The organism is Ruegeria sp. AD5 (genome assembly GCF_056542345.1).
Map to the genome: position 1 here is coordinate 500,562 of NZ_JBQFZR010000002.1, position 22,769 is coordinate 523,330.

Here is a 22,769-nt window from a genome sequence, read left to right on the forward strand (position 1 = left end):
ACAAAACAGATAGGATTGCTGCTTTCAAAAGCACTTTTTTGTTAGGACTTTTCTTTTTCGGACAGCTTGCCTAGGGTCATGCCCAGAACGACGACGTTCAAACGATAAATAGGGAGTAACCTAATGAAAAAGCTGCTTACCGCTACTGCAGCAACCGCTCTGCTGGCGGGTACCGCTATGGCCGAGGACGTGAAGCTGGGCGTGCTGTTCGGCTTTACAGGCCCGATTGAATCGCTGGCCCCGGCCATGGGTTCGGGCGCTGAAATGGCGATGGCCGAGGTCACCGAATCCGGCAAACTGCTGGACGGCGCAAGCGTGACCGGAACCCGCGCCGATACCGGCTGTATCGACAATGGTCTGGCCACCTCGAACGGCGAACGTATGATTGCCGATGGCGTTGCCGGTATCATCGGCGGCGACTGCTCGGGCGTCACTGGCGCGATCCTGCAAAACGTCGCAATCCCGAACGGCATGGTCATGATCTCGCCGTCGGCCACGTCTCCGGGTCTGTCGACCATGGAAGACAACGGCCTGTTCTTCCGCACCGCGCCGTCGGATGCGCGTGAAGGTCAGGTAATGGCAGACATCCTGAATGACCGTGGCATCAGCTCGATTGCTCTGACATACACCAACAATGACTACGGCAAGGGTCTGGCGGACGCGATCCAATCCTCGTTCGAAGCTTCGGGTGGCGAAGTCACCATCGTTGCCGCGCACGAAGACGGCAAGGCCGACTATTCGGCCGAAGTTGGCGCGCTGGCCTCGGCCGGTGGCGATATTCTCGTGGTCGCAGGATATCTGGACCAAGGTGGTTTGGGCATCATCCAGTCGGCTCTGGACAGCGGAGCGTTTGACACGTTCGGTCTGCCGGGCGGCATGATCGGTGACTCGCTGCCGGCAAACGTTGGTCCCGACCTGAACGGCTCGTTCGGTCAGATCGCTGGCTCGGGCGGTGAAGGTGCCGAGAAGTACTTTGCCATGGCTGAAGCTGCGGGCTTTGACGGTTCGTCGCCCTACTCGCCGGAAAGCTATGACGCCGCCGCGCTGTTCATGCTGGCGATGCAGGCCGCAGGTTCGACCAACCCCGCTGAATACGGCGCGAAAATCATGGATGTCGCCAATGCTCCGGGTGAGCAAATCTTCCCCGGAGAACTGGCTAAAGGTCTGGAGCTGTTGGCTGCCGGTCAGGACATCGATTATGTCGGCGCATCGGGCGTTGAGCTGATCGGCCCTGGTGAAAGCGCAGGTTCCTATCGCGAGATCGAGGTGACCGACGGCGAAAACAAGACCGTCAACTTCCGTTGATCCAAGGTTAAAAGTCATAAAAACAAGCAGCCCGGCCCTTGTGTCCGGGCTGTTTCAATGAAAAAAGGCCGCACTCCGGTTAACGGGGATGGTAAAAACGCCGAAAACGGCGGCTAGGGGAAAAGATGATCGTCGTCGATGACGTGCACAAGCATTTCGGCGGGTTTCATGCGGTGGACGGGGCATCGCTGGAAATCCAAAAGGGCTCGATCACCGGTCTGATCGGACCGAACGGGGCCGGAAAAACCACGCTATTCAACGTGATCGCGGGCGTACTTCCACCGACTAGCGGTAAGGTACACATGGACGGTGAGGATATCACTGGCCTGCCCCCGCATGAGCTGTTTCATAAAGGCCTGCTGCGCACCTTCCAGATCGCGCATGAGTTTTCGTCGATGAGCTGCCGTGAAAACCTGATGATGGTGCCCGGCGCACAATCCGGAGAATCGCTGTGGAACACATGGTTCGGGCGTAAGCGTATCGCGGATGAGGAACGTGCACTTAGGGCGAAAGCCGATGAGGTGCTGGAATTCCTGACAATCGAACATCTCGCCGATCACAAGGCCGGTCAGGTCTCGGGCGGTCAGAAGAAGCTGCTGGAACTTGGCCGAACCATGATGGTCGATGCCAAGATCGTGTTTTTGGACGAGGTCGGCGCTGGTGTGAACCGCACCCTGCTGATGACCATCGCCGACACGATCCTGCGCCTGAACAAGGAACGCGGCTATACCTTCGTCGTTATCGAGCACGACATGGATTTCATTGGCAAGATTTGCGACCCGGTCATATGCATGGCCGAGGGCAAGGTGCTTGCCGAAGGTACTCTGGACGAGATCAAGGCCAATGAGCACGTGATCGAAGCTTACCTAGGCACCGGCCTGAAGAACAAAGACAAGCTGGAGGCGGGCGTATGAGCGACAACCCCTACCAGGACGACAAGGGCAACAAGGACGCTTCGATCACTAATACGCATGGTGTCGGCACCATGACTCCAGCACATCGCAAAAGCGGTGAAACGCATCGGGTCGAGGGCGGTCCTTTCCTGATTGGCGACACCATGACTGGTGGCTATGGCAAAGGGCCGGACATCCTGCATGACTGCACCATCGCCGTTGATAAGGGCGAGATCGCGGTGATCGTCGGCCCCAACGGCGCGGGCAAATCCACCGCAATGAAGGCTGTGTTTGGCATGCTGGACGTACGCCAAGGGTCTGTGCGGCTGGATGGCGAAGATATCACCAATCTCAGCCCGCAAGACCGCGTGGTACGCGGCATGGGCTTTGTCCCGCAGACCTCGAACATTTTTACGTCGATGACGGTGGAAGAGAACCTTGAGATGGGCGCCTTCATCCGTCGTGACGATTTCTCGGATACGATGGAGCAGGTCTATGACCTCTTCCCCATTCTCCGCGACAAACGCAATCAGGCCGCCGGAGAGCTGTCAGGCGGCCAACGCCAACAGGTTGCCGTGGGCCGCGCGCTGATGACCCAGCCCAAGGTGCTGATGCTGGACGAACCCACCGCGGGTGTCTCACCCATCGTAATGGATGAGCTGTTTGACCGGATCATCGAGGTTTCCCGAACCGGGCTGCCGATCTTGATGGTCGAGCAAAACGCCCGTCAGGCGCTCGAGATCGCCGACAAGGGATATGTGCTGGTTCAGGGGCGCAATGCCTATACCGGCACGGGCAAGGAACTGCTGGCCGATCCAGAAGTTCGCAAGAGTTTCTTGGGGGGATGACGCCAGTGACAGCTACTCTCGAGTTTGATCACTCTGAAATCAGGTCGAAAAGACGTACGAACTTGGAAAATGAGGTAACGAACTAATGGACTTCCTCAACGCCCTTGTGGCGCTCTCCAACTTCGTTCTTGTTCCCGCAATCGCCTATGGCAGTCAGTTGGCGCTGGGCGCTTTGGGGGTGACGCTGATCTACGGCATCCTGCGGTTTTCGAACTTTGCCCATGGCGATACGATGGCCTTTGGCGCGATGATCGCGGTGCTGGTCACTTGGGGCCTGCAAGCCGCAGGCGTCAGTTTCGGGCCGTTGCCAACGGCTCTGCTCGCCCTGCCCTTTGCCATTCTGGGCTGTATCGTTCTGGTGCTGATCACCGACCGGTTGGTCTATCGCTTCTATCGGGAACAGAAGGCCAAGCCTGTCATTCTGGTGATCGTCTCGATGGGCGTGATGTTCATCATGAACGGGCTGGTTCGTTTCATCATCGGTCCGGATGACCAGAGGTTCTCGGACGGAGCGCGTTTCATCGTCTCGGCGCGAGATTTCAAGGCGATGACTGGGCTGCGTGAAGGGCTGGCAATCAAGACCTCCCAGGGCATCACGGTGATCGTCGCGGTTGTCGCCGTGGCGCTGTTGTTCTGGTTCCTGAACAAAACGCGCACTGGCAAATCGATGCGGGCCTATTCTGACAATGAGGATCTTGCGTTGCTGTCCGGTATCAACCCCGAGCGCGTGGTGATGATCACATGGATCATCGTTGCCGCGCTGGCGACCACTGCGGGCGTGCTTTACGGCCTCGACAAAAGCTTCAAGCCATTTGTCTATTTCCAGCTTTTGCTGCCGATCTTTGCCTCGGCTATTGTGGGTGGCCTCGGAAACCCTCTGGGAGCCATCGCAGGCGGTTTCATCATCGCGTTTTCTGAGGTGACGATCACCTACGCGTGGAAGAAAGTGCTGACTTATCTGGCACCTGAAAATCTGGAGCCGTCAGGTTTGGTGCAGTTCCTGTCCACCGATTACAAATTCGCTGTCAGCTTTGCCATTTTGCTGATCGTACTTCTGTTTAAGCCAACCGGCTTGTTCAAAGGAAAAGTGATATGAGCGAACCCGTCAAAAACACGCTGCTTTTCGTGGTCGTCGGCGCACTCATCCTGTTGACCGGATTCACCCAAAGCTGGAACGCCGCAATCCTGATCCTGAACATGGGCTTGATCTCGGCCATCATGTCGATTGGCGTCAACCTGCAATGGGGCTTTGCTGGCCTCTTCAACGTTGGAGTCATGGGCTTTGTCGCGCTGGGCGGGTTAGCGGTTGTGCTGGTTTCGACACCCCCAACCCCCGGCGCCTGGTCTGGTGGCGGGTATGGCGTCATCCTGTCGCTTTTGATGGGTGCGGCAACCGTAGTTGCAGCTGTGATGGTGGCCAAAAAAATGCCCAAGGGACGCACACAAACCTTTGCGATCATCGGTATTCTGGTCGTAGGTTTTTTTGTTTACCGCGCAATTTTTGATCCCAACGTAGCTGCGATCGAAGCGATTGATCCTGCTGTCGCTGGTAATATCGGCGGTTTGAACCTTCCTGTCCTATTCGCTTGGCCTGCCGGGGGACTTTTGGCGGCGGGCGCAGCATGGCTGATCGGAAAAACGGCGCTGGGCCTGCGCTCGGACTATTTGGCAATTGCCACACTTGGTATCGCCGAGATCATCATCGCCGTCATGAAAAACGAGGACTGGCTGGCACGTGGTGTCAAGAACGTCTACGGCATTCCACGTCCCTCACCGGTGGTTGGCTACGAAGTTGAATTGCAGCAAGACCCATCTTTCCTTGCAAGGGCCGAGTGGTTTGGGCTGGATCCGGTTACAGCCTCGACGCTTTCCGTCAAGCTGGGCTACTCTTTGCTGTTCCTGATCGTGCTCCTGGTGCTGCTGTGGATGGCTCAGATGGCGTTGAAAAGCCCTTGGGGCCGCATGATGCGCGCCATCCGCGACAATGAGGTTGCCGCCGAGGCGATGGGCAAGGATGTCACCCGCCGCCATCTGCAGATCTTCGTGCTGGGCTCGGCCATCTGCGGCATCGCCGGTGCGATGATGACCACTTTGGACGGGCAGCTGACGCCGGGCACTTACAACCCGCTTCGCTTTACCTTCCTTGTCTGGGTCATGGTGATCGTCGGCGGGTCGGGCAACAATTTCGGAGCCGTACTGGGAGCGTTCCTGATCTGGTTCCTGTGGGTTCAGGTTGAACCCATGGGCCTGTGGCTGATGAACCTGATAACCTCAGGCATGCCTGACGGCAGCGCACTTAAGACGCATCTGATCGATAGCGCCGCACATATGCGCCTGTTCACCATGGGGCTGATTCTTTTGATTGTTCTCAGATTCAGTCCAAGAGGGCTGATCCCCGAGAAATAAGCAAAATTTCTTGCGAAATTCCCCTAACGCACCGTTAATCGGTGCGTTTTATTGTGCGGCGAGTCAGAACGCTCTAAATCGGTGTATCGTGATCCACCACATCGCGCTGTGCCCCATACCATGTTTGTTTGGTGCGGAGTTGTAACGATCTGACAGTTAACCAAGATGAGAGCACCGTAGTCGCAATGATTAAACCACTCAGAGTTTTCGCAATCGGGATCCCGCTGATGGCAACGCTATCAGCGTGTATTCCCTCACCCGAACAATTGGAGACCACCCCGGTCAAGGTCCAGACGCCCAAAGGTGTTGTGACCTGTCAGCTTTACCGCCAGGACCGCGTCACCTGGGACCGCGCAATCGATTTTCCGGCCACCAAAATGTCGGTGCCCGAGGCGGATAATTATTGCAGACAGGAAGGCCTGCGCCGGCTTAATCGATAACAATATGGGCGCGCGACTGGTTCGGCGCGCGCCGCACTCCGGATTCTAGCGATTGCGGAACAAGCCGCCCAGTATGCCCCTGACGATGCGGCGGCCAGTTGTTCCTTTCAGTTCTTTGATCACGGCCTCGCTCATGGCTGTGGCGAAGGTATCCTTTTTGCGCGAAAGACGAGATGACGATCGCCCAACGCGATTGCCCGAATATCTTCGGGCCGAAGCGTATTCGCGTTCTGCCGGGCTCTGCTGTTCCAGAACTTCGTCGGATTCCGCCTGTTCCGCCGCATTCGCAGCGGCATCCGCGCGCGCCTGCAGAATCTCAAACGCCGATTTGCGGTCGATACGCTTGCCGTATTTTGCATCCATCGGCGAAGCTTTGATCACCGACTGACGCTCAGCTTTGGTAATCGGACCAAGTTGGGAGCCCGGTGGCCGGATCAAAGTGCGCTCGACCACGCCCGGTACACCCTTCTTTTGCAGCATCGACGTCACGGCCTCGCCCACGCCCACCTCTCGGATTGCGGTCTCAGTATCGAAAGCTGGGTTTTCACGATAGGTCTCAGCAGCAAGTCGCAGATTCTTGCGGTCGCGCGCTGTGAAGGCCCGCAGCGCATGTTGGACCCGGTTGCCCAGCTGACCCAAAATATCTTCCGGGATGTCTGCCGGATTCTGCGAGATGAAATAAACGCCAACGCCCTTTGATCGGATCAGGCGCGCCACCTGCTCGACCTTGTCCACCAGCACCTTGGGAGCGTCCTCGAACAGCAAGTGCGCTTCGTCAAAGAAGAACACCAGCTTCGGTTTTTCAGGGTCCCCCACTTCGGGCAGTTCTTCAAACAATTCGCTAAGCAGCCACAACAGGAAAGTCGCGTATAGGCGCGGAGAGCCCATCAGCTTGTCAGAGGCCAGAATGTTCACCATCCCCTGCCCGTTCGCATCTGTCCGCATCAGGTCGGCCAGGTCCAACGCAGGCTCGCCAAACAGATTGGTACCGCCCTGATTTTCCAGAACCAGCAAGCGGCGTTGAATAGCACCGATCGAAGATGTCGAGACATTGCCATAGCGCAGCGATAGTTGGGCGCGATTCTCGCCTATCCAGACCAGCAATGCCTGCAGGTCTTTCAGGTCGAGCAGCGGCATGCCTTCTTCGTCTGCGACCCGAAAGGCGATGTTCAGAATGCCTTCCTGCGCCTCGCTCAGCTCCATCAGTCGCGATAGTAGCAGTGGGCCCATCTCTGTCACTGTGGTTCGGACCGGATGCCCCTGCTCGCCAAACAGATCCCAGAACGTGACTGGACACGCGGCGTAAGAGAATGTGCCGAACCCGATCTTCTCGGCCCGATCCAAAAAAGCCTGGTGTAATTTGTGGGTTTCGCTTCCAGGCAGCGCCAGCCCAGACAAGTCACCTTTCACATCGGCCAGAAACACTGGAACCCCCGCCTGTGAGAAGCCCTCAGCCAGAATTTGCAGCGTAACCGTTTTGCCCGTACCGGTCGCACCAGCAATCAGGCCATGGCGGTTCGCATATTTCAGCGACAGCCCCTGTGCCACTGAATAGCCGTCGCCACCACCGCCTACGAAGATCTTGTTGTCCATTGAAAATCTGTCCCGAGTTCTACCGATCTGCTGCAAGCATACAAAGTTAACCTTTCGCTGCGAGAGTAAATGTTGCTTCTCGTGGCTTGGCTGCGGGGGCAAACTTCCTCCCTGTCGACTGGCCGTGCCTTTGGGCACGGCTTTTTTTTAAATTCTACGAAAACCGAAAGACGCAAGAATAGTTTTTTAGGGTTAGGAGTTGACCAACGGGTTCCCCTTTCGTAACGTCTGCGCATAACTAAGTCGGCCAGTCCGACGGGGAGAAAATATTCAGGAAGGGAGCCGCTCCACCGGCTCCCTTTTTCGTTGCAGATCGCGGTGTTTCCCACGCATTTCGGCAAAAAACGATCAATTCCCGGTCTGGAATTCGGATTTACCCTGACACCACTGAATTGCGGTGATAGAGGAAACAAAAAACTGGATCAGTTAGATGAGGCATTCATGATCAGGAAACTTGTCCCTTTTAATGTGGCGGCCGCAGCACTTTTGTGCGGAACAGCATTTGCGCAGGAAACCACACAGCAACCTGAAGCCGGTGCTGAAGCCGAAGTTGGCAGCGATCTGGATCTGGGTGAATCCGGTCCCCGTGTTGGCGAGCAATACGTCAAAGAACAAACGGGTGAATGGAATATTTCCTGCATCAAAACCGAAGGCGAAGACGATCCCTGCGCGATGGTTCAGATCCTCAATAACCAACAGGGTGATCCGATTGCCGAAGTTTCGATCGGAAAACTGCCCGAAGGCGGTGCCGCTGTTGCTTGGGCGAATGTTGTTGTACCGCTCGAAACCCTGCTGCAGGCGCAATTGGCTATGTCGATCGATGGGGCACCGCGCAAGCTTTACAATTATCACCACTGCATTCCAGTTGGCTGCGTGGCGCAACTGGGTTTGACACAGGGTGATATCGACGCGATGAAATCAGGCCAAAAGGCAGTGCTGTCGCTGGTTCCTGCGCGCCTGCCAGATCAGGTTCTGAATATGGACATGTCTTTGTCTGGCTTCACAGCAGGCTTTGACGGACTGAACGTTTCCATAAACTAAGCCCCGCAAAAGCATCGAATAAGAAAGCCGCCGTGATAACACGGCGGCTTCTTCATATACGCTTCAACGCAAGAACGGCGTTCAGCCCACCAAAGGCGAAAGCATTGCTAAGGGCGACATTAACTTTTGCCTCACGCGCCTCGTTTGGCACCACATCCAGCGCGCATTCGGGGTCGGGCTCTTCATAGCCAATGGTCGGGGCGATCACCCCGTCGCGCAGGGCCATGATACAGGCTAATAGCTCAACTGCGCCGGTACCGCCGATCAGGTGTCCGTGCATGGACTTTGTTGACGAAATCATCAGATCGTCGGCGTGCGGACCAAACACACCAGCAACGGCTGCACATTCGGTTTTGTCATTTGCAGCCGTGCCGGTCCCATGGGCATTTATGTAACCCACATCGCTTGCATTCAGCCGTGCATCCGATAGCGCCCCGGCCATGGCCCGTGCTGCACCCTGTTTGCTCGGCATAACTATGTCGGCCGCGTCCGAGGACATGGCGAAGCCCACGACCTCGCACATGATATCTGCTCCGCGCGCGCGCGCGTGTTCGTATTCTTCGAACACAAAAACACCCGCACCTTCGCCTTGCACCATCCCGTTTCGGTTTGCGCTAAAGGGCCGACAGGCATCTTTTGACATGACGCGAAGCCCTTCCCATGCCTTGACGCCACCAAAGCACAGCATCGACTCGGACCCACCGGTCACCATTGCGGGCGCTGCCCCGCTGCGCACCATCTGAAATGCCTGCGCCATTGCATGGTTCGAGGACGCACACGCTGTTGATACTGTAAAGCTAGGGCCTTTTAGGTTGTGCTCCATCGAAACGTGGCTGGCCGCCGCGTTGTTCATCAGCTTGGGCACGACAAAAGGATGCACGCGATTTTTGCCATCCTCGTAAACCGAGCGGTAGTTGTCATCCCAGGTGGAGACGCCACCACCGGCCGTTCCCAGCACCACCCCCGACCGCGCGGCTGTGTCACCCGAGAATACGATGCCGGATTGATCGATCGCTTCTTTGGCGGCGGTTAACGTGAACTGCGTGAACCGATCATACAGCGTCATCTGTTGGCGGTTGAAACGGCCTTCGGCCTCAAAACCCCGGACTTGACCACCGATCTTGATCGACAGGCGATCCACATCACGAAACTCAAGCTCGGAGATACCACAACGACCCTCGCGCATGGCTTCCAGAGTGTCGGGGACGGAATGGCCCAACGCATTAATGGTGCCAGCACCCGTAATGACGACGCGTTTCATACCGGCGGTCAGACCTTTTCCGATACGAGTTTTTCGATACCCGCAATGATCGCTGTCACATTCGAAATGTCGAAATCGCCGGATGTGGGCTCGTTTGCGTTGAAGGGCACGGTGATATCGAACTCTTCCTCAATGGCAAAGATACTCTCAACAAGACCCAGGCTATCGATGCCCAATTCTTCGAGCGTACTGTCAGGCGTCACATCCGAAGGCTCAAGCACGGCCTGTTCGGCAATGATTGCTATGACGCGGTCGCTGATGCTCATCTCGATCCCCTGATTTTCGCCTTGGGGATGATTTAATCACTTGAAGGCTGTTTGAAAACAGCCTTTTTCAACGCCTCGACGTCGCGCGACAATCGGGGCAGACGACGTTGGGCTTTATATATCTCGGTATGGCTTTCCATTTTAATGCCCGGGTAGCCCATGATCACGCGACCAGCAGGAACATTTGACAGAATCTTGGTGCCGCCACCGGCAATCACGCCATCACCTATGAAAATATTATCGACAACACCAGTCTGACCACCCAGTACTACGTTATTACCAATCTCGACCGAACCAGAAACGCCGGTTTGCCCACATAACAAACAATCCTGCCCGACTCGGGTGTTGTGTCCCACGTGGACAAGATTATCCAGTTTCGATCCACTTCCGATTACAGTATTGCGTATGGTCCCGTTGTCGACAGTGCAGTTCGAGCCGACCTCGACGTCATCGCCAATCTCGACCGCACCAAGCGAATGGATGCGCAACCAGCTTTGCGCCTTTGCATCCCCCTGATCACCCAGAGTTTTCCGCGCATTTTCGGCACCCGAGACTTCTGGTGTGACATAGCTGAAACCGTCCCCGCCGATACGGGCACCCGGCTGCGCGATAAAGCGATCACCGATTTGAGCCCGCGCACCGATGCTGACCATTTCGCGCAGCAGAGCGTTTTCTCCAAGCGACGCATCCATACCGATCACGCAATGCGCGCCGATAACCGAACCCGCGCCGACGCGCGAGCGCGCACCGATAACAGCAAGCGGGCCGACCGATACGTCGACCCCGATCTCGGCGGTTTCATCAATGACAGCCGATGGATGAATTCCCGGCGCAATCCCCTGCCCGCGATCCAGCATCGCGGTGATCCCTGCCATCGCCATGCGGGGGCGTTGCACAAAAATGGCGGCCTCAAGCCCCAGTGCTTTCCAGTCCGCGCCATCCCACAAAACCGCGGCCCGTGCTGCACCGGTCTCCAAGTCTTCAGCATATTTTGGCGACATCGCCATGGCCAGATCGGTTGGCCCGGCATCTCCTGGCTCGGCTGCCCGCAAGATGGTCAGGCCAGTCTGGCCTTCTGCGACGACCCCCAGGGAATCGGCGATTTGTTGAACAGTAAACTGCATGTCGGGCGTCCTCGTGGCGGGATTTGCCTCGTGATTACCCTTGAACGTCCGGCAGGACCACCCCTGCCTTTTGCAGCGCTTCCCAGATTTTGCGATCCCGGTCATACACGTCGCGGCGATACTGCACCTCGCCTTTGGGGCCAATATAGGCCGTGCGATAAATCAGATGCACCGGAATTTTTTTATCCAATTCAACCTTCGCTTCTTTGCCCGTGTTCAGAACGCGGTGGAAAAACGCCTTTGGATCCTCTTCCTGCTTGGCCAGCAGCTTATAGGCAAACTCGAACGGTTGCGCCAAACGGATGCATCCATGCGAGAATGCCCGAACCTCGCGTGCGAACAGAGATTTCTGAGGCGTATCATGCAGATAGATGTTGTACTTATTAGGGAACATGAACTTCACTAGCCCCAGTGCGTTGCTTTTGCTGGGGGGCTGACGCATGGAAAACGGGAAATTACGCGCAGTGAATTGGGTAAAGTCAACCGCTCCACGATTCACCTGACGGCCACGGCGATCGGTGATCTGGATATGGCCGACAGCATTTGGATTGGCCCGTAATTGCGGCAGATATTCCTTCGTGATGATCGAGCGTGGCACATACCAACTTGGGTTGATCACCATATGCTCCATCTCATCCGAGAACTCTGGGCTACGGCGATCATGTGTGTTTTTGCCGATCACGGCACGAGTCTCAAACGTGACCTGCCCGTCATCGACGATCTTGGCAGAAAAATCGGCCAGATTCACTAGAATATGCCGCTCACCACGGTCTTTGGGTAACCAGCGCTCCCGTTCAAGCGCAACGTAAACAGCTTTCAAGCGGTCTGAAACTGGGCGATTGATCTCGGAAATAGTGCCTTTGCCAGCTACGCCATCCGCCTCAAGACCATGAGCAGCCTGAAAGGATTGCACCGCCGCAAACAGCGCATCATCATAGTTTGGGCTGGCAGTAGGCTTCAGATAACCCATCGCGACAAGTCGATTGCGCAGCCTGATGACACTGTTCCCTGTGTCCCCAACCTCAAGCTTGGAGACAGGAACGGTCTCGCCCCAGCCACCTTGTGTCATCAGCGCTTCCAGCGCCTTCTTCTGTTTCAACAGCGCAAGATACTGGCGCGATTGAGGCATCATATCCCTGAAATAGGTATCACCCTGGCTGGAAACGAGCAGTTCAAGATGCGCTGCGGCGCTGCGTCGTTCCACCGCCCGCACCAGGCCGGGATCAATTTGCGAAGGCGTTACAGAACCGGAATGCAAGTCACTGGCATATTTGACAAAAACCCGAGTCAGCTCGGCCTCGAGCATGCCCAGATCACGGGTGTTGCGCCCGTCCTGCATCTTTGTCACCAAAGTCTGGACGTCGTAACGTGCCCCAGGCAATCCATGCAGATCGGTCGTCGAAAGCGCTTCGATCAGGGCTTTGCGTCGTGCAGCATGTTCGGGCGTATCGCCAACCCAAACCGGATCAAACCCGTTTGTGCGATAAAACTCAGCAATTGCCGGGCTGTTGGACACACTTTCCGCAACGGCCATTTGAAACGCTGTGCCGTCCGTCCCCGCCTGCGCGACTGAGGCCGAAGCCACAAGGAAAGCGGCGATAAAAACACTTGAACGAGCACGGGTAACAAATGACATAGGATGGCCCTGTTTCTTTAATGACTTGTCACGCCCTATAAGCGGCGTCTGAAAATAATGTTTTGCTGAGCGCCTGATGTCTATTCACAAATTCATCACCAGACCGCTTCTTTGACCCCTGGTGCGCGTTTGCATCGCCGACGCGCGAACTGCGCCAAAAGCAAGCATACTTGCATCAGTTGCGCAAAAAACTGCCGAAATTTCCCCCTTGATTTGACTGCGACCAAAGATTTCTTGGCTGTTGAATCCTACTGTGCCATAAATCCCGCATCTGGGATGGGAAAAAATTAATACGGCGCGCGTAACATCGTGTGCAGGCAGGAACAGTACGGGACGAAACAAAAAATGACCAAGAGCAGTACCTCGGGCCTGACCCGGCGTGCCCTATTGGGCGCATTCGCCGCAACAGCAGTTGTTGCAGCCCCCACATATTCCAACGCAGCAGGTTTCCTTCGCGGCGGAGGTGATATTCGCCGTATCCGCATGTATTCCGGCCGTACCGGTGAACGTATCGATATGGTCTATTGGGTTGATGGCAAATACATCAAAGACGCGGTGAAAGAGGTCAATCACTTCATGCGCGACTGGCGCAGCGATCAAGTCAAGTCAGTGGACCTGAGGACCATCGACATCATGGCGGCCACCCACAATCTTCTGGATGTCAGCGAACCCTACATGCTGTTGTCCGGTTACCGCTCGCCGCAAACCAACGCAATGCTGCGCCGCCGCTCGCGGGGTGTTGCCAAGAATTCGCTTCATATGAAGGGTCAGGCTGCTGATCTGCGACTGTCATCACGCTCGGTCTCGCAAGTGGGCAAGGCAGCGATGGCCTGTCGTGCCGGTGGCGTTGGACAGTACTATCGTTCGAATTTCGTTCACATGGATTGCGGTGTCATCCGCTCGTGGCGCGGCTAATCGAGCATTTCATCTTTCGCTGTTGCACAACCCCCATCAGATAGTTCTGGCGGGGGTTTTGTTTTGCCTGGAAAAACAGGTTCGTGCACCGTCAGTTCTGCGTAATATGACGACTAGCAAGGGTGAAATGGCGCACCTGAGAGGATTCGAACCTCTGGCCTCTGCCTTCGGAGGGCAGCGCTCTATCCAGCTGAGCTACAGGTGCCTTGGCCGTTAGCTACCCTCGTTCCAATCCGGGCGCAACTGCAAATCCGCAGTACGATCAGGCAAACAGATCGTGGGCAAGCTCCAACGCATCGATCAGGGTGTCGACCTCATCCGTCGTGTTATAAAGCCCAAAGCTGGCACGACAGGTAGCAGTGACCCCCAAATGATCCATCAGCGGCCCGGCGCAGTGGTGGCCTGCGCGCACGGCGACACCCTTTTTGTCCAGAATGGTTGAAACATCATGGGCATGCCCTGCCCCATCCAAAGTAAAGCTGAATATCGCGGCTTTGTTCGCTGTGGTGCCTTGAACCTGCAGCCAGTTCAATCCATTCAACCGTTGCATCGCATAGTCGCGCAATCCGGCCTCATGCGATGCGATGCTCTCCATGCCAAGGTCCATCATATAGTCAAGCGCCACACCCAACCCGATGGTCTGCACGATGCCGGGGGTTCCGGCCTCGAACTTCATTGGAGGATCGTTGTAGATCACCTGATCCTTTGAAACCTCTTTGATCATGTCACCGCCACCTATAAAGGGGCGCATTTCAGCCATGCGGTCCGATTTGATAAAAATTGCGCCAGAACCGGACGGGCCGTACAGTTTATGACCCGTGATGGCATAGAAGTCACATCCGATGTCATCGACATTGACGGGCATATGAACCGCGCCCTGGCTGCCATCCACCAGAACCGGAACGCCTTTGGCGTGGGCGCCTTGCGTGATTGCTTTGACATCAACCACAGTGCCCAGCACGTTCGAGCACTGGGTCACCGCAACCAGCTTTGTCTTGGGGCCAATGGCATCGATTACCGCCTGAGGGTCAAGATGGCCGGTCGCATCGACATCGACCCATTTCAGCACCACGCCCTGCCGTTCGCGCAGGAAGTGCCACGGTACGATGTTGGCGTGATGTTCCATCACGCTGAGGACAATCTCGTCCCCCGCCTGCAGGCGTGGCATTGCCCAACCGTAGGCGACCAAATTGATTCCCTCGGTCGTACCCGAATTCAGGACAATCTCATTCTCGTTTGATACGCCCAGAAACCGCGCAACCGTGCCACGGACGGCCTCATATTTCTCGGTCGCGAGATTTGACAGATAGTGAAGCCCTCGATGCACGTTCGAATATTCGAGCGCATAGGCCTGCGTGATCGCGTCGATCACTACCTGGGGTTTCTGCGCGGAGGCCCCGTTGTCTAGATAAGTCAGCGGCTTTCCATTGACATGACGCGACAGGATCGGAAAATCTGCGCGGATTTTTTGTACGTCATACATAGACAGGACTTCCCTATACAGACCCGGCGGGGATCAGCCAAAGAACAAACGGGACGGCCACAAGACCAGAGATCAGGATCACAACAAACGACTTTCCCAACGAATTAAATCGATGCGCCTCGTTGAGAAAATGCAGAGTGATATAAAGGCTAAGACCCAGCATCGCCAGACTGGCCGGTAAGAATAGAAACGGCAGCGCCGCAACCAGCGCTAGAATGATTGCTTGCCCCGCAATTTGCAGGATTTGCAACCAGACAATCAGCGTCATGAAGTCATTGAACGTTCCCGTTCCACCTAGGACGCGGCCCACTAACAGGAACGTCACGACGCTGATCATGATTGCCGCAACAGAAACAAAAAGCGTCCTCGATAGTGGCTCAGCCAATTGCTGAACATCCGGACTGATAAGCGGCAGGACGAAGCTGGACGCAGACTGGACCAGAGCGTTCAGGATCACCGCGAGAGAGAAGGCGAGCCACAGTACATCCGTACCCAGCCGCAACGCGAGCAATCGTCTTGCGGCTTCGGCTGGATTGGACAGGGTCAGAACGACCAGGTTGAGCAGTGCGGTGGAATTCATTTAGCAGCCTTTTGCGATTGCTTGAGGCCCGACAACCAGAACCAGAGAAAAACCGCAACCCATAACAGCCCCACAAGTGTTTGCGCTGACCCGGGGCCGATGAAACCGGACACCAGCCCATTCAGCAACACCAAAGGCGCTGACGCGAGAAGCGCCCAGAACAAGGCTAGCCGCGCACCATAGCTGGTGCCAACGCCCCCCATCATTCGCGCGATGAAATGGGTGAGCCAAGCAAGAAGATAAAAGCACAATGGCAGAATAAAGACCGAGCCCAACAGGGCCCCGCCCATCAGCATGTTCAGCTCTATTCCTTCCAGATGAGCTCTCCGTGCAAGGCCGGGCAATTGTGCGATAAAGCCTATTACACAGAACGCCATCACAAACGCCAATGCGCGATCTTCGCGCGGCCCCATATCAAGCAGCCGACGCACCACACGCCCCGGTCCGCGATACGTGGCCACGATATCAGTTGTGACAGGCATCAGCGTCGGCGTGCCAGCCAATCTTGCAATCGGGACACGATATCAGCTGCCAGATCCTCGTCCTCGATTTCATCGACGGCTTCAGCCAGGAAGGCCAGTGTCAACATGTCGGTTGCTTCCGCAGTTGGTACTCCACGCGAGCGCAGGTAGAACAAAGCCGTTTCATCAATGGCGCCCGAGGTCGAACCATGCGAACACGCAACGTCATCGGCGTAAATCTCGAGCTCGGGCTTTGCGAGGAACTGACTGTCATCGTCCAGAAGCAGCGACTGGCTGATCTGGTAACCGTCGGTTTTCTGAGCACCTTCCTTCACCAAGATCTTGCCCTGAAAAACACCCGTCGCACCGTTGCGAAGCACCTTCTTGAACACTTGGCGGCTCTCGCAATTCACCGCATCATGGGTGACAAAGACCGTGTCATCATGGAGAAAATCACCGTCTCCAACACACGCACCCGCCACGTGCGCGACCGCATCATCACCCGTCAGTTCGACGACTTGCTCGTTTCGCGTCAAAACTCCGTTCACGGTCAGCGTGAAGGATTTATAGACGGATTCTTTACCAAGCCGCGAGAACATATGAGTTGCCGCACGACGTTGATGATCCCGGCCCTGCGCACGGATGTGATGCAGTGTACCATTGTCGGCGATATCGATCTCCATGCATTTGTTGAAGCGCGAAGCTGCGGGTCCGTTTTCAAGGATCGTGACTTCGGCACCGCTTTCAACCCGAACGACATGATGCAGGATTGCATCCGACGTTTCAGATTCATGGCGATAAATCAGGTTAATCGGTTTGCTTGACTTGCCGGTTACATGAATGGCAACGCCGTCTGATGCGTAGGCCGTGTTCAACGCCGCCAATGGACGCGGCACCGGTTGTTGGCCTTTTGCTTCAAGAACGCCGTATAACTCTTTGGCCCAATGGATATCTTTGCAACAGATATCTTCCAGCCGATCGATCGTTACACCCTCCAGAGACAGATCATCAGACTCTTCCGGGCTGAATACGCCATCAATGAAAACGATCTTCAGCCGGTCGAGCGCGTGGAAAAGAGCCGGTTCATCCGTTTTGAACAAAGCAGCACTGGGAGCTTCCGCAGAGACCAGAGTGTCTGGACGGGTATATTTCCAGTATTCATCTCGACGACTGGGCAAACCCATCGCGCGTACACGTGCAATTGCGGCTTCGCGCGCTTTGCGTGTGCATCCCGCATCCGGCATGGTCAGCGCTGCCAGCCGTTCCTCGGTCGCCGTTTGTTTCGCTTGGGGCAATGCCATCAGTTCACCTCGGCCAGAATGTCGGCATAGCCGTTGTTTTCAACTTCCAGCGCCAGTTCAGGGCCGCCGGATTTCACGATGCGACCATCCGCCATGATGTGAACCACGTCAGGTTTGATGTGATCGAGAAGCCGCTGATAGTGCGTGATAACAAGGAACCCGCGCCCCTCATCACGCAACGCGTTCACGCCCTCGGCCACCAGTTTCATCGCGTCCACGTCAAGGCCCGAGTCTGTCTCATCCAGGATGCACATCTTCGGCTCAAGCATCGCCATTTGCAGGATTTCGTTGCGCTTTTTCTCACCACCCGAAAAGCCAACATTGACCGGACGTTTCAACATTTCAGCGTCGATTTTCAGCGCCTTGGCCTTGGCACGAACCTCTTTCAAAAAATCCGTCGCCGACAGCTCTTCCTCGCCACGTGCTTTGCGCTGCGCATTCACGGCGGTGCGCAGGAAGGTCATGTTGCCCACACCGGGAATCTCGACCGGGTACTGGAACGCCAGAAACACACCTGCGGCTGCACGTTCTTCCGGTTCCATCTCAAGCAGATCCTCGCCATCAAGCGTCGCGCCGCCCTCGGTCACCTCATAGCCATCACGACCAGACAACACGTAGCTGAGCGTTGATTTGCCCGAGCCATTCGGCCCCATGATCGCGTGCACTTTGCCAGGCTCAACCGTCAGGTCGACCCCTTTCAGAATTTGCTTGTCTTCTTCCTCAAGTTTGACGTGCAGGTTATTGATTTCCAGCATTTTCTGTCCTTTAGCATCTCGCAAGGGGCGCATTGCGGCCCCGATAAGTTCTTATCCCAGCACCTTGCGGATCACGCGGGCGATGATCCATCCAAGCAACGCGCCTGCGCCCACTGCCCAAACCGGGTTTATGAAGTCCATGTACTTGGTATTGACGTAAGCAACCCCCAACAGGCCGCCGAGCACCGGCAACGCATAGCCAAGCACGGTCAGGACATCGTCCTTTCGGATTCGCTGTTGGGGTTTTGGTGTCATCAGCCGACTGATCCCTCAAGGCTGATTGCCACAAGCTGTTGCGCTTCCATCGCAAATTCCATCGGCAGCGCCTGCAGAACGTCCTTGCAGAACCCGTTGACGACCAAGGCCACGGCTTCTTCCTCGTCCATGCCACGCTGACGGCAATAGAACAGCTGATCGTCATCCACTTTTGATGTCGTCGCCTCGTGCTCGACCCGAGATGAGTTGTTCTTCACCTCGATATACGGAACCGTATGCGCCCCGCATTTGTCGCCGATCAGCAGGCTGTCGCACTGGGTGTAGTTTCGGCTATCCTTGGCCTTGGGATGCATCGACACCAGACCACGATAGGTATTCTGCGCCTTACCGGCGCTGATCCCTTTCGATACGATCCGCGACTTGGTGTTCTTGCCCAGATGCACCATCTTGGTGCCGGTGTCGGCTTGCTGCATGTTGTTGGTGATTGCGATCGAGTAAAACTCACCCTGGCTATCGTCGCCACGCAGGATGCAGGACGGGTATTTCCAGGTCACAGCCGAGCCGGTTTCGACCTGCGTCCACATCACCTTGGACCGATCACCCCGACAATCGGCGCGCTTGGTCACAAAGTTGTAGATACCGCCTTTGCCATTCTCATCCCCGGGGAACCAGTTCTGAACGGTCGAGTATTTCACCTCGGCATCTTCTTCGACGATAATCTCGACAACCGCCGCGTGAAGCTGTGCAGTGTCGCGCTGAGGCGCCGTGCAGCCTTCCAAATACGAGACGTAAGAGCCCTTGTCGGCGATGATCAGCGTGCGCTCAAACTGGCCGGTATTTTCTGCATTGATGCGGAAATATGTGCTCAGTTCCATCGGGCAGCGCACGCCCGGAGGGACATAAACAAACGAGCCGTCCGAGAATACAGCTGAGTTCAGCGTGGCATAGAAATTGTCCGAGACCGGTACGACCGTCCCTAAGTATTTCTTGACCAGTTCCGGATGCTCTTTGATCGCCTCGGAAATCGAGCAGAAGATAACGCCGGCTTTCTTCAACTCTTCCTGAAAAGTCGTCCCGACCGAAACCGAGTCAAATACTGCATCAACAGCAACCTTACGGCCTTCTGCCGGTGCATTCTCAGCGCCCTCGACACCTGCCAGGATCATCTGTTCTTTCAGAGGGATACCTAGCTTTTCGTAAGTCGCCAGAAGCTTTGGATCGACCTCATCCAGAGATTTGGGTTTATCTTCCATCGATTTCGGACGGGCATAATAATACTGGTCCTGAAAGTCGATCGGCGGGTAGTGCACCATCGCCCATTTAGGCTCTTCCATCTGGGTCCAGCGCTCGAACGCGGCCAGACGCCATTCGGTCATCCACTCAGGCTCATCATTTTTGTCCGAAATCAGACGTACAATATCGGGATTCACGCCTTTTGGCGCATACTCCATCTCGATATCAGTTTCCCAGCCGTATTTATAAGTGCTGACCTCGCGAACCGCGTCTACGGTTTCCTGATCGACACCCTCTTTCACCTGGGTCTGGTCCAAAGCGGCCATAATTCACCCTCCGTCAGATCACGCGGCCCGCGCGCGATGCTTTTTCTCTTTTTCAAGCCACGTTTCCGCGAAACGCAGCACATCTTCTTCTGCCGTCTCTGGCCCCAGCGATACGCGGATTGCGCTGGATGCCGTCATCTCATCAAATCCCATGGCCGTCAGTACGGCGCTTGCGCGAACCTTGCCGCTGGAACAGGCCGAGCCCGCACTGATCGCGAAGCCTGACAAATCCATCTGCATGACCTGTGTCTCGCCCTTCCATCCCGGTGCGGCGAAGCACAGAGTGTTGGGGAGTCGCCTTTGGTCTTTCCCGACAAAAATAGTAGCTTTCGTACCAGCCTCAAGAGCGTTTTCTAGAATATTTCTAAGTTCTGCAACGTTTTCCCAAACGCCATTTGCTAAATCACGGGACGCGGCTTCAGCTGCTGCTCCGAACCCCGCAATTCCAGTGACATTTTCTGTGCCCGAGCGACGCCCCATCTCCTGCCCGCCGCCCTTGATTTGCGCAGCAAGATTGGTGCCGCGTTTCATCACCAACGCCCCGATCCCTTTTGGCCCGCCAAGTTTGTGGGCTGAAATCAGCGCCATCTCAGCCCCCAGCCAGTTGAAGGCTATCGGCAACTTACCAAAAGCCTGAGTCGCGTCAGTGACCGCAAGACCGGCAGGCAAAGACTGAACAATCCCGGTTTCCGAATTGGCCAGTTGCAGCGTGGATCGGGACGCCTCCAGCACGTTAACGTGCCCACTCTGGGCCGCAGGCAAAACCTCATTAATCCACGATCTTACCGCGTCATGTTCAATCGCTGCACCTTGAAGATCGCGCCCCGCCATGGCCAAAGCCGCTGCCTCAGTCGCGCCGGATGTAAACACGATGTCGGCACCATCGGCCCCAAACGCTGTTGCGATTTGAGCCCGCGCTTTCTCGACCACCGCTTTTGCGGCGCGCCCTTCGGCATGGACCGAGGACGGATTGCCCACCAAATCCATCGCCGCGATCATTGCATCGCGGGCCTCGGGCCTCAGAGCGGCGGTTGCGTTATGGTCGAGATAAACCCGTTTCATAGATGTATCTTTTCCAAGATGGGTTTTGACGGAGCACAGAAAAACGTCATCAGATCAATCGTCCACGACTGCGAACAAGCTAGGAACAGCAGGACACGGTGCAAGATCATTCCGAATTACATCCGACAGCCGCGTTTGATGCAGGAAAACGTAAACATTCGCGCTCAGGCTTTCCCACAACCGATTGGTCAGTGACTGCGCCCGGCTGCCCGAAGACGCGCCCGAGGCACCTGCCCCCTTGTGCATCGCATCCACCGTCTCATCAACCGCGGCCAGTATCTCGACCACACGGATTTCCGAGGCTGGTCGCGCCAGGCGATAGCCCCCACCCGGTCCGCGTACTGAACTGACCAGATCAGCTCGGCGCAGTTTCACGAAAAGCTGCTCCAAATACGGCAGTGAAATATCCTGACGTTCGGAAATCTCGCCCAACGTGACGAGTTTGTCCGAGGACTGAAGGGCGATATCCGCCAGCGCAACCATCGCATAGCGGCCTTTGGTCGACAGCTTCATTTTGTTTCCTTCAGGCAAGAACTGCGCGAAAACATTGACGTCGCCCGAGCCAGTGCGTATCTCCCACTGACAGCGTTTTCACGCGACACAATGTAATTAGAACCGTTCTAAGGTACCTGAGGATTACCGTCAAGATAATCTCGGGGCCGACGCGTCAAAAAACAGGACCAAAGCACACATGCCCGAGGTGATTTTTCCCGGACCCGAAGGCCGCCTGGAAGGCCGCTACCACCCGCAAAAGGAAAAAGACGCACCGATCGCTATCGTGCTTCACCCGCATCCACAATTTGGCGGGACCATGAACAACAAGGTGGTCTATAACCTGCATTACGCCTTTTACAACATGGGCTTCACGGTTCTGCGTTTTAACTTTCGCGGCGTTGGTCGCAGCCAGGGTGAGTATGACCAGGGTGTAGGTGAGCTGAGCGATGCAGCATCAGCGTTGGATTACCTTCAGTCGATGAACAACAACTCCAAGCATTGCTGGGTCGCTGGGTTCTCGTTCGGTGCATGGATCGGAATGCAGCTTCTGATGCGCCGCCCCGAGATCACTGGCTTCATCAGTGTATCGCCGCCCGCAAACATGTACGACTTTTCGTTCCTGGCACCCTGCCCGTCTTCTGGCTTGATCATCAACGGATTGGCGGACCGTGTGGCACCACCTGCAGACACTGCGTCTCTGGTCGGAAAGCTGCATGAACAAAAGGGTATCACCATTACCCATAATGAGGTGGAAGGTGCCGATCACTTCTTCCAAGACCGCCACATGGACACGCTGATGACAGATGTGACGGATTACGTGAAACGCCGCCTGACAGAGAATACGCGCTGATGTCCGATACCATCACTACCCTCGCCGCCAGATTGGCCGAGGACACGATGAAGGTTATGGACGAGACAGGCGAGGATCGATTCTTTGTGGAGGTTGGAGACGTTCTCGGTGCAGCCTCGCAATCTCTGGAAGAAGCGTTCTTGACCGAAATCCGGGTTAGGCTGGCGGAACGCAAGGCGCGGCAATTCGTGGTGAAAAGACTGTCTGAACATCGATCCAAGCTGAAAGCGATCGAAAAGCAGTAAAGATTGCTTAGCGTCTGAAGAAAAGAAAAGGAGC

General features: G+C 56.0%; 24 protein-coding genes and 1 tRNA gene. 10 read left to right on the forward strand and 15 right to left on the reverse strand.

Annotated features, from left to right (window positions below; translation table 11 throughout):
- The first annotated feature begins 123 nt into the window (after positions 1-123).
- The 6 genes from ACR0JG_RS11060 (at position 124) to ACR0JG_RS11085 (ending at position 5,892) form a co-directional block, all read left to right on the forward strand.
- Positions 124-1,305: an ABC transporter substrate-binding protein gene (locus ACR0JG_RS11060; RefSeq protein WP_170393052.1), complete on the forward strand. Its 1,182-nt coding sequence runs from the start codon at positions 124-126 to the stop codon at positions 1,303-1,305.
- A gap of 125 nt (positions 1,306-1,430) precedes the next feature.
- Positions 1,431-2,219, forward strand: coding sequence for an ABC transporter ATP-binding protein (locus tag ACR0JG_RS11065; RefSeq protein ID WP_170562704.1), 789 nt, complete (start codon positions 1,431-1,433; stop codon positions 2,217-2,219).
- The gene (locus tag ACR0JG_RS11070; protein WP_170509856.1) at positions 2,216-3,046 is read left to right on the forward strand and encodes an ABC transporter ATP-binding protein; all 831 of its coding nucleotides are present in this window, start codon (positions 2,216-2,218) and stop codon (positions 3,044-3,046) included. The genes ACR0JG_RS11065 and ACR0JG_RS11070 overlap by 4 nt, the downstream gene beginning before the upstream one ends.
- Positions 3,047-3,131: 85 nt before the next feature.
- The gene (locus ACR0JG_RS11075) at positions 3,132-4,142 is read left to right on the forward strand and encodes a branched-chain amino acid ABC transporter permease (RefSeq protein ID WP_170393049.1); all 1,011 of its coding nucleotides are present in this window, start codon (positions 3,132-3,134) and stop codon (positions 4,140-4,142) included.
- Complete coding sequence (locus ACR0JG_RS11080) at positions 4,139-5,452, forward strand: branched-chain amino acid ABC transporter permease (RefSeq protein WP_170393048.1); 1,314 nt, start codon at positions 4,139-4,141, stop codon at positions 5,450-5,452. Before ACR0JG_RS11075 ends, ACR0JG_RS11080 begins: the two co-directional genes overlap by 4 nt.
- A gap of 227 nt (positions 5,453-5,679) precedes the next feature.
- Positions 5,680-5,892 carry a hypothetical protein gene (locus ACR0JG_RS11085; RefSeq protein ID WP_480438555.1) on the forward strand — a complete coding sequence of 71 codons (213 nt, stop codon included), beginning with the start codon at positions 5,680-5,682 and terminating at the stop codon, positions 5,890-5,892.
- 45 nt (positions 5,893-5,937) lie between these two features.
- Here ACR0JG_RS11085 and ACR0JG_RS11090 read toward each other — a convergent pair whose 3' ends face one another.
- Positions 5,938-7,485: a helicase HerA-like domain-containing protein gene (locus tag ACR0JG_RS11090; RefSeq protein ID WP_170662586.1), complete on the reverse strand. Its 1,548-nt coding sequence runs from the start codon at positions 7,483-7,485 to the stop codon at positions 5,938-5,940.
- 441 nt (positions 7,486-7,926) lie between these two features.
- On the opposite strand from ACR0JG_RS11090, the gene ACR0JG_RS11095 reads away from it, so the two are divergent.
- Complete coding sequence (locus ACR0JG_RS11095; protein WP_170393045.1) at positions 7,927-8,526, forward strand: invasion associated locus B family protein; 600 nt, start codon at positions 7,927-7,929, stop codon at positions 8,524-8,526.
- A 52-nt stretch (positions 8,527-8,578) separates the two neighbouring features.
- Here the strand turns inward: ACR0JG_RS11095 and ACR0JG_RS11100 are convergent, their stop codons facing one another.
- The 4 genes from ACR0JG_RS11100 to ACR0JG_RS11115 are packed head-to-tail and all read right to left on the reverse strand — an operon-like array spanning position 8,579 to position 12,813.
- Positions 8,579-9,787 carry a beta-ketoacyl-[acyl-carrier-protein] synthase family protein gene (locus ACR0JG_RS11100; protein ID WP_170405821.1) on the reverse strand — a complete coding sequence of 403 codons (1,209 nt, stop codon included), beginning with the start codon at positions 9,785-9,787 and terminating at the stop codon, positions 8,579-8,581.
- An 8-nt stretch (positions 9,788-9,795) separates the two neighbouring features.
- A complete protein-coding gene (locus tag ACR0JG_RS11105; RefSeq protein ID WP_170393043.1) occupies positions 9,796-10,053 on the reverse strand; it encodes an acyl carrier protein in 258 nt (85 codons plus the stop codon).
- A 32-nt stretch (positions 10,054-10,085) separates the two neighbouring features.
- Positions 10,086-11,177 (reverse strand): UDP-3-O-(3-hydroxymyristoyl)glucosamine N-acyltransferase, encoded by a 1,092-nt coding sequence (lpxD, locus tag ACR0JG_RS11110; RefSeq protein ID WP_480569734.1) that lies wholly within the window; start codon positions 11,175-11,177, stop codon positions 10,086-10,088.
- Between the two features lie 34 nt (positions 11,178-11,211).
- Entirely contained in the window at positions 11,212-12,813 is a 1,602-nt protein-coding gene (locus ACR0JG_RS11115) for a L,D-transpeptidase family protein (RefSeq protein ID WP_480569737.1), read from the reverse strand.
- A gap of 345 nt (positions 12,814-13,158) precedes the next feature.
- On the opposite strand from ACR0JG_RS11115, the gene mepK reads away from it, so the two are divergent.
- The gene (gene mepK / locus ACR0JG_RS11120; protein ID WP_480569740.1) at positions 13,159-13,728 is read left to right on the forward strand and encodes a peptidoglycan L,D-endopeptidase MepK; all 570 of its coding nucleotides are present in this window, start codon (positions 13,159-13,161) and stop codon (positions 13,726-13,728) included.
- A gap of 128 nt (positions 13,729-13,856) precedes the next feature.
- On the opposite strand, the gene ACR0JG_RS11125 is transcribed toward mepK, so the two are convergent.
- The 10 genes from ACR0JG_RS11125 to iscR all read right to left on the reverse strand — a co-directional run bounded on the left by ACR0JG_RS11125 (position 13,857) and on the right by iscR (position 21,658).
- A tRNA-Arg gene (locus ACR0JG_RS11125) sits at positions 13,857-13,933 on the reverse strand.
- Positions 13,934-13,990: 57 nt separating this feature from the next.
- Positions 13,991-15,211: a cysteine desulfurase gene (locus tag ACR0JG_RS11130; RefSeq protein ID WP_480569743.1), complete on the reverse strand. Its 1,221-nt coding sequence runs from the start codon at positions 15,209-15,211 to the stop codon at positions 13,991-13,993.
- Positions 15,212-15,224: 13 nt separating this feature from the next.
- Positions 15,225-15,791, reverse strand: a complete 567-nt coding sequence (locus ACR0JG_RS11135; protein ID WP_170421699.1) for a Yip1 family protein — start codon at positions 15,789-15,791, stop codon at positions 15,225-15,227.
- Positions 15,788-16,273 carry a YIP1 family protein gene (locus tag ACR0JG_RS11140; protein ID WP_170393037.1) on the reverse strand — a complete coding sequence of 162 codons (486 nt, stop codon included), beginning with the start codon at positions 16,271-16,273 and terminating at the stop codon, positions 15,788-15,790. Before ACR0JG_RS11140 ends, ACR0JG_RS11135 begins: the two co-directional genes overlap by 4 nt.
- Positions 16,273-17,553 (reverse strand): Fe-S cluster assembly protein SufD, encoded by a 1,281-nt coding sequence (sufD, locus tag ACR0JG_RS11145; protein WP_480569747.1) that lies wholly within the window; start codon positions 17,551-17,553, stop codon positions 16,273-16,275. Before sufD ends, ACR0JG_RS11140 begins: the two co-directional genes overlap by 1 nt.
- On the reverse strand, positions 17,553-18,308 hold the full coding sequence (gene sufC / locus ACR0JG_RS11150) for a Fe-S cluster assembly ATPase SufC (RefSeq protein WP_170393035.1): 756 nt from the start codon (positions 18,306-18,308) through the stop codon (positions 17,553-17,555). The genes sufD and sufC overlap by 1 nt, the downstream gene beginning before the upstream one ends.
- A gap of 51 nt (positions 18,309-18,359) precedes the next feature.
- Complete coding sequence (locus ACR0JG_RS11155; protein ID WP_170405842.1) at positions 18,360-18,563, reverse strand: hypothetical protein; 204 nt, start codon at positions 18,561-18,563, stop codon at positions 18,360-18,362.
- Positions 18,563-20,083, reverse strand: a complete 1,521-nt coding sequence (gene sufB, locus ACR0JG_RS11160; protein WP_170393033.1) for a Fe-S cluster assembly protein SufB — start codon at positions 20,081-20,083, stop codon at positions 18,563-18,565. Before sufB ends, ACR0JG_RS11155 begins: the two co-directional genes overlap by 1 nt.
- 18 nt (positions 20,084-20,101) lie before the next feature.
- Entirely contained in the window at positions 20,102-21,145 is a 1,044-nt protein-coding gene (locus ACR0JG_RS11165) for a cysteine desulfurase family protein (protein ID WP_480569750.1), read from the reverse strand.
- 54 nt (positions 21,146-21,199) lie between these two features.
- A complete protein-coding gene (gene iscR, locus ACR0JG_RS11170; protein WP_170393031.1) occupies positions 21,200-21,658 on the reverse strand; it encodes a Fe-S cluster assembly transcriptional regulator IscR in 459 nt (152 codons plus the stop codon).
- A 178-nt stretch (positions 21,659-21,836) separates the two neighbouring features.
- Here iscR and ACR0JG_RS11175 point away from each other — a divergent pair, with 178 nt between their 5' ends.
- Together ACR0JG_RS11175 and ACR0JG_RS11180 are read left to right on the forward strand one after the other, a co-directional pair.
- Positions 21,837-22,490 (forward strand): alpha/beta hydrolase, encoded by a 654-nt coding sequence (locus ACR0JG_RS11175; protein WP_008758207.1) that lies wholly within the window; start codon positions 21,837-21,839, stop codon positions 22,488-22,490.
- The gene (locus tag ACR0JG_RS11180) at positions 22,490-22,735 is read left to right on the forward strand and encodes a hypothetical protein (RefSeq protein ID WP_170393030.1); all 246 of its coding nucleotides are present in this window, start codon (positions 22,490-22,492) and stop codon (positions 22,733-22,735) included. Before ACR0JG_RS11175 ends, ACR0JG_RS11180 begins: the two co-directional genes overlap by 1 nt.
- Positions 22,736-22,769: the final 34 nt, after the last annotated feature.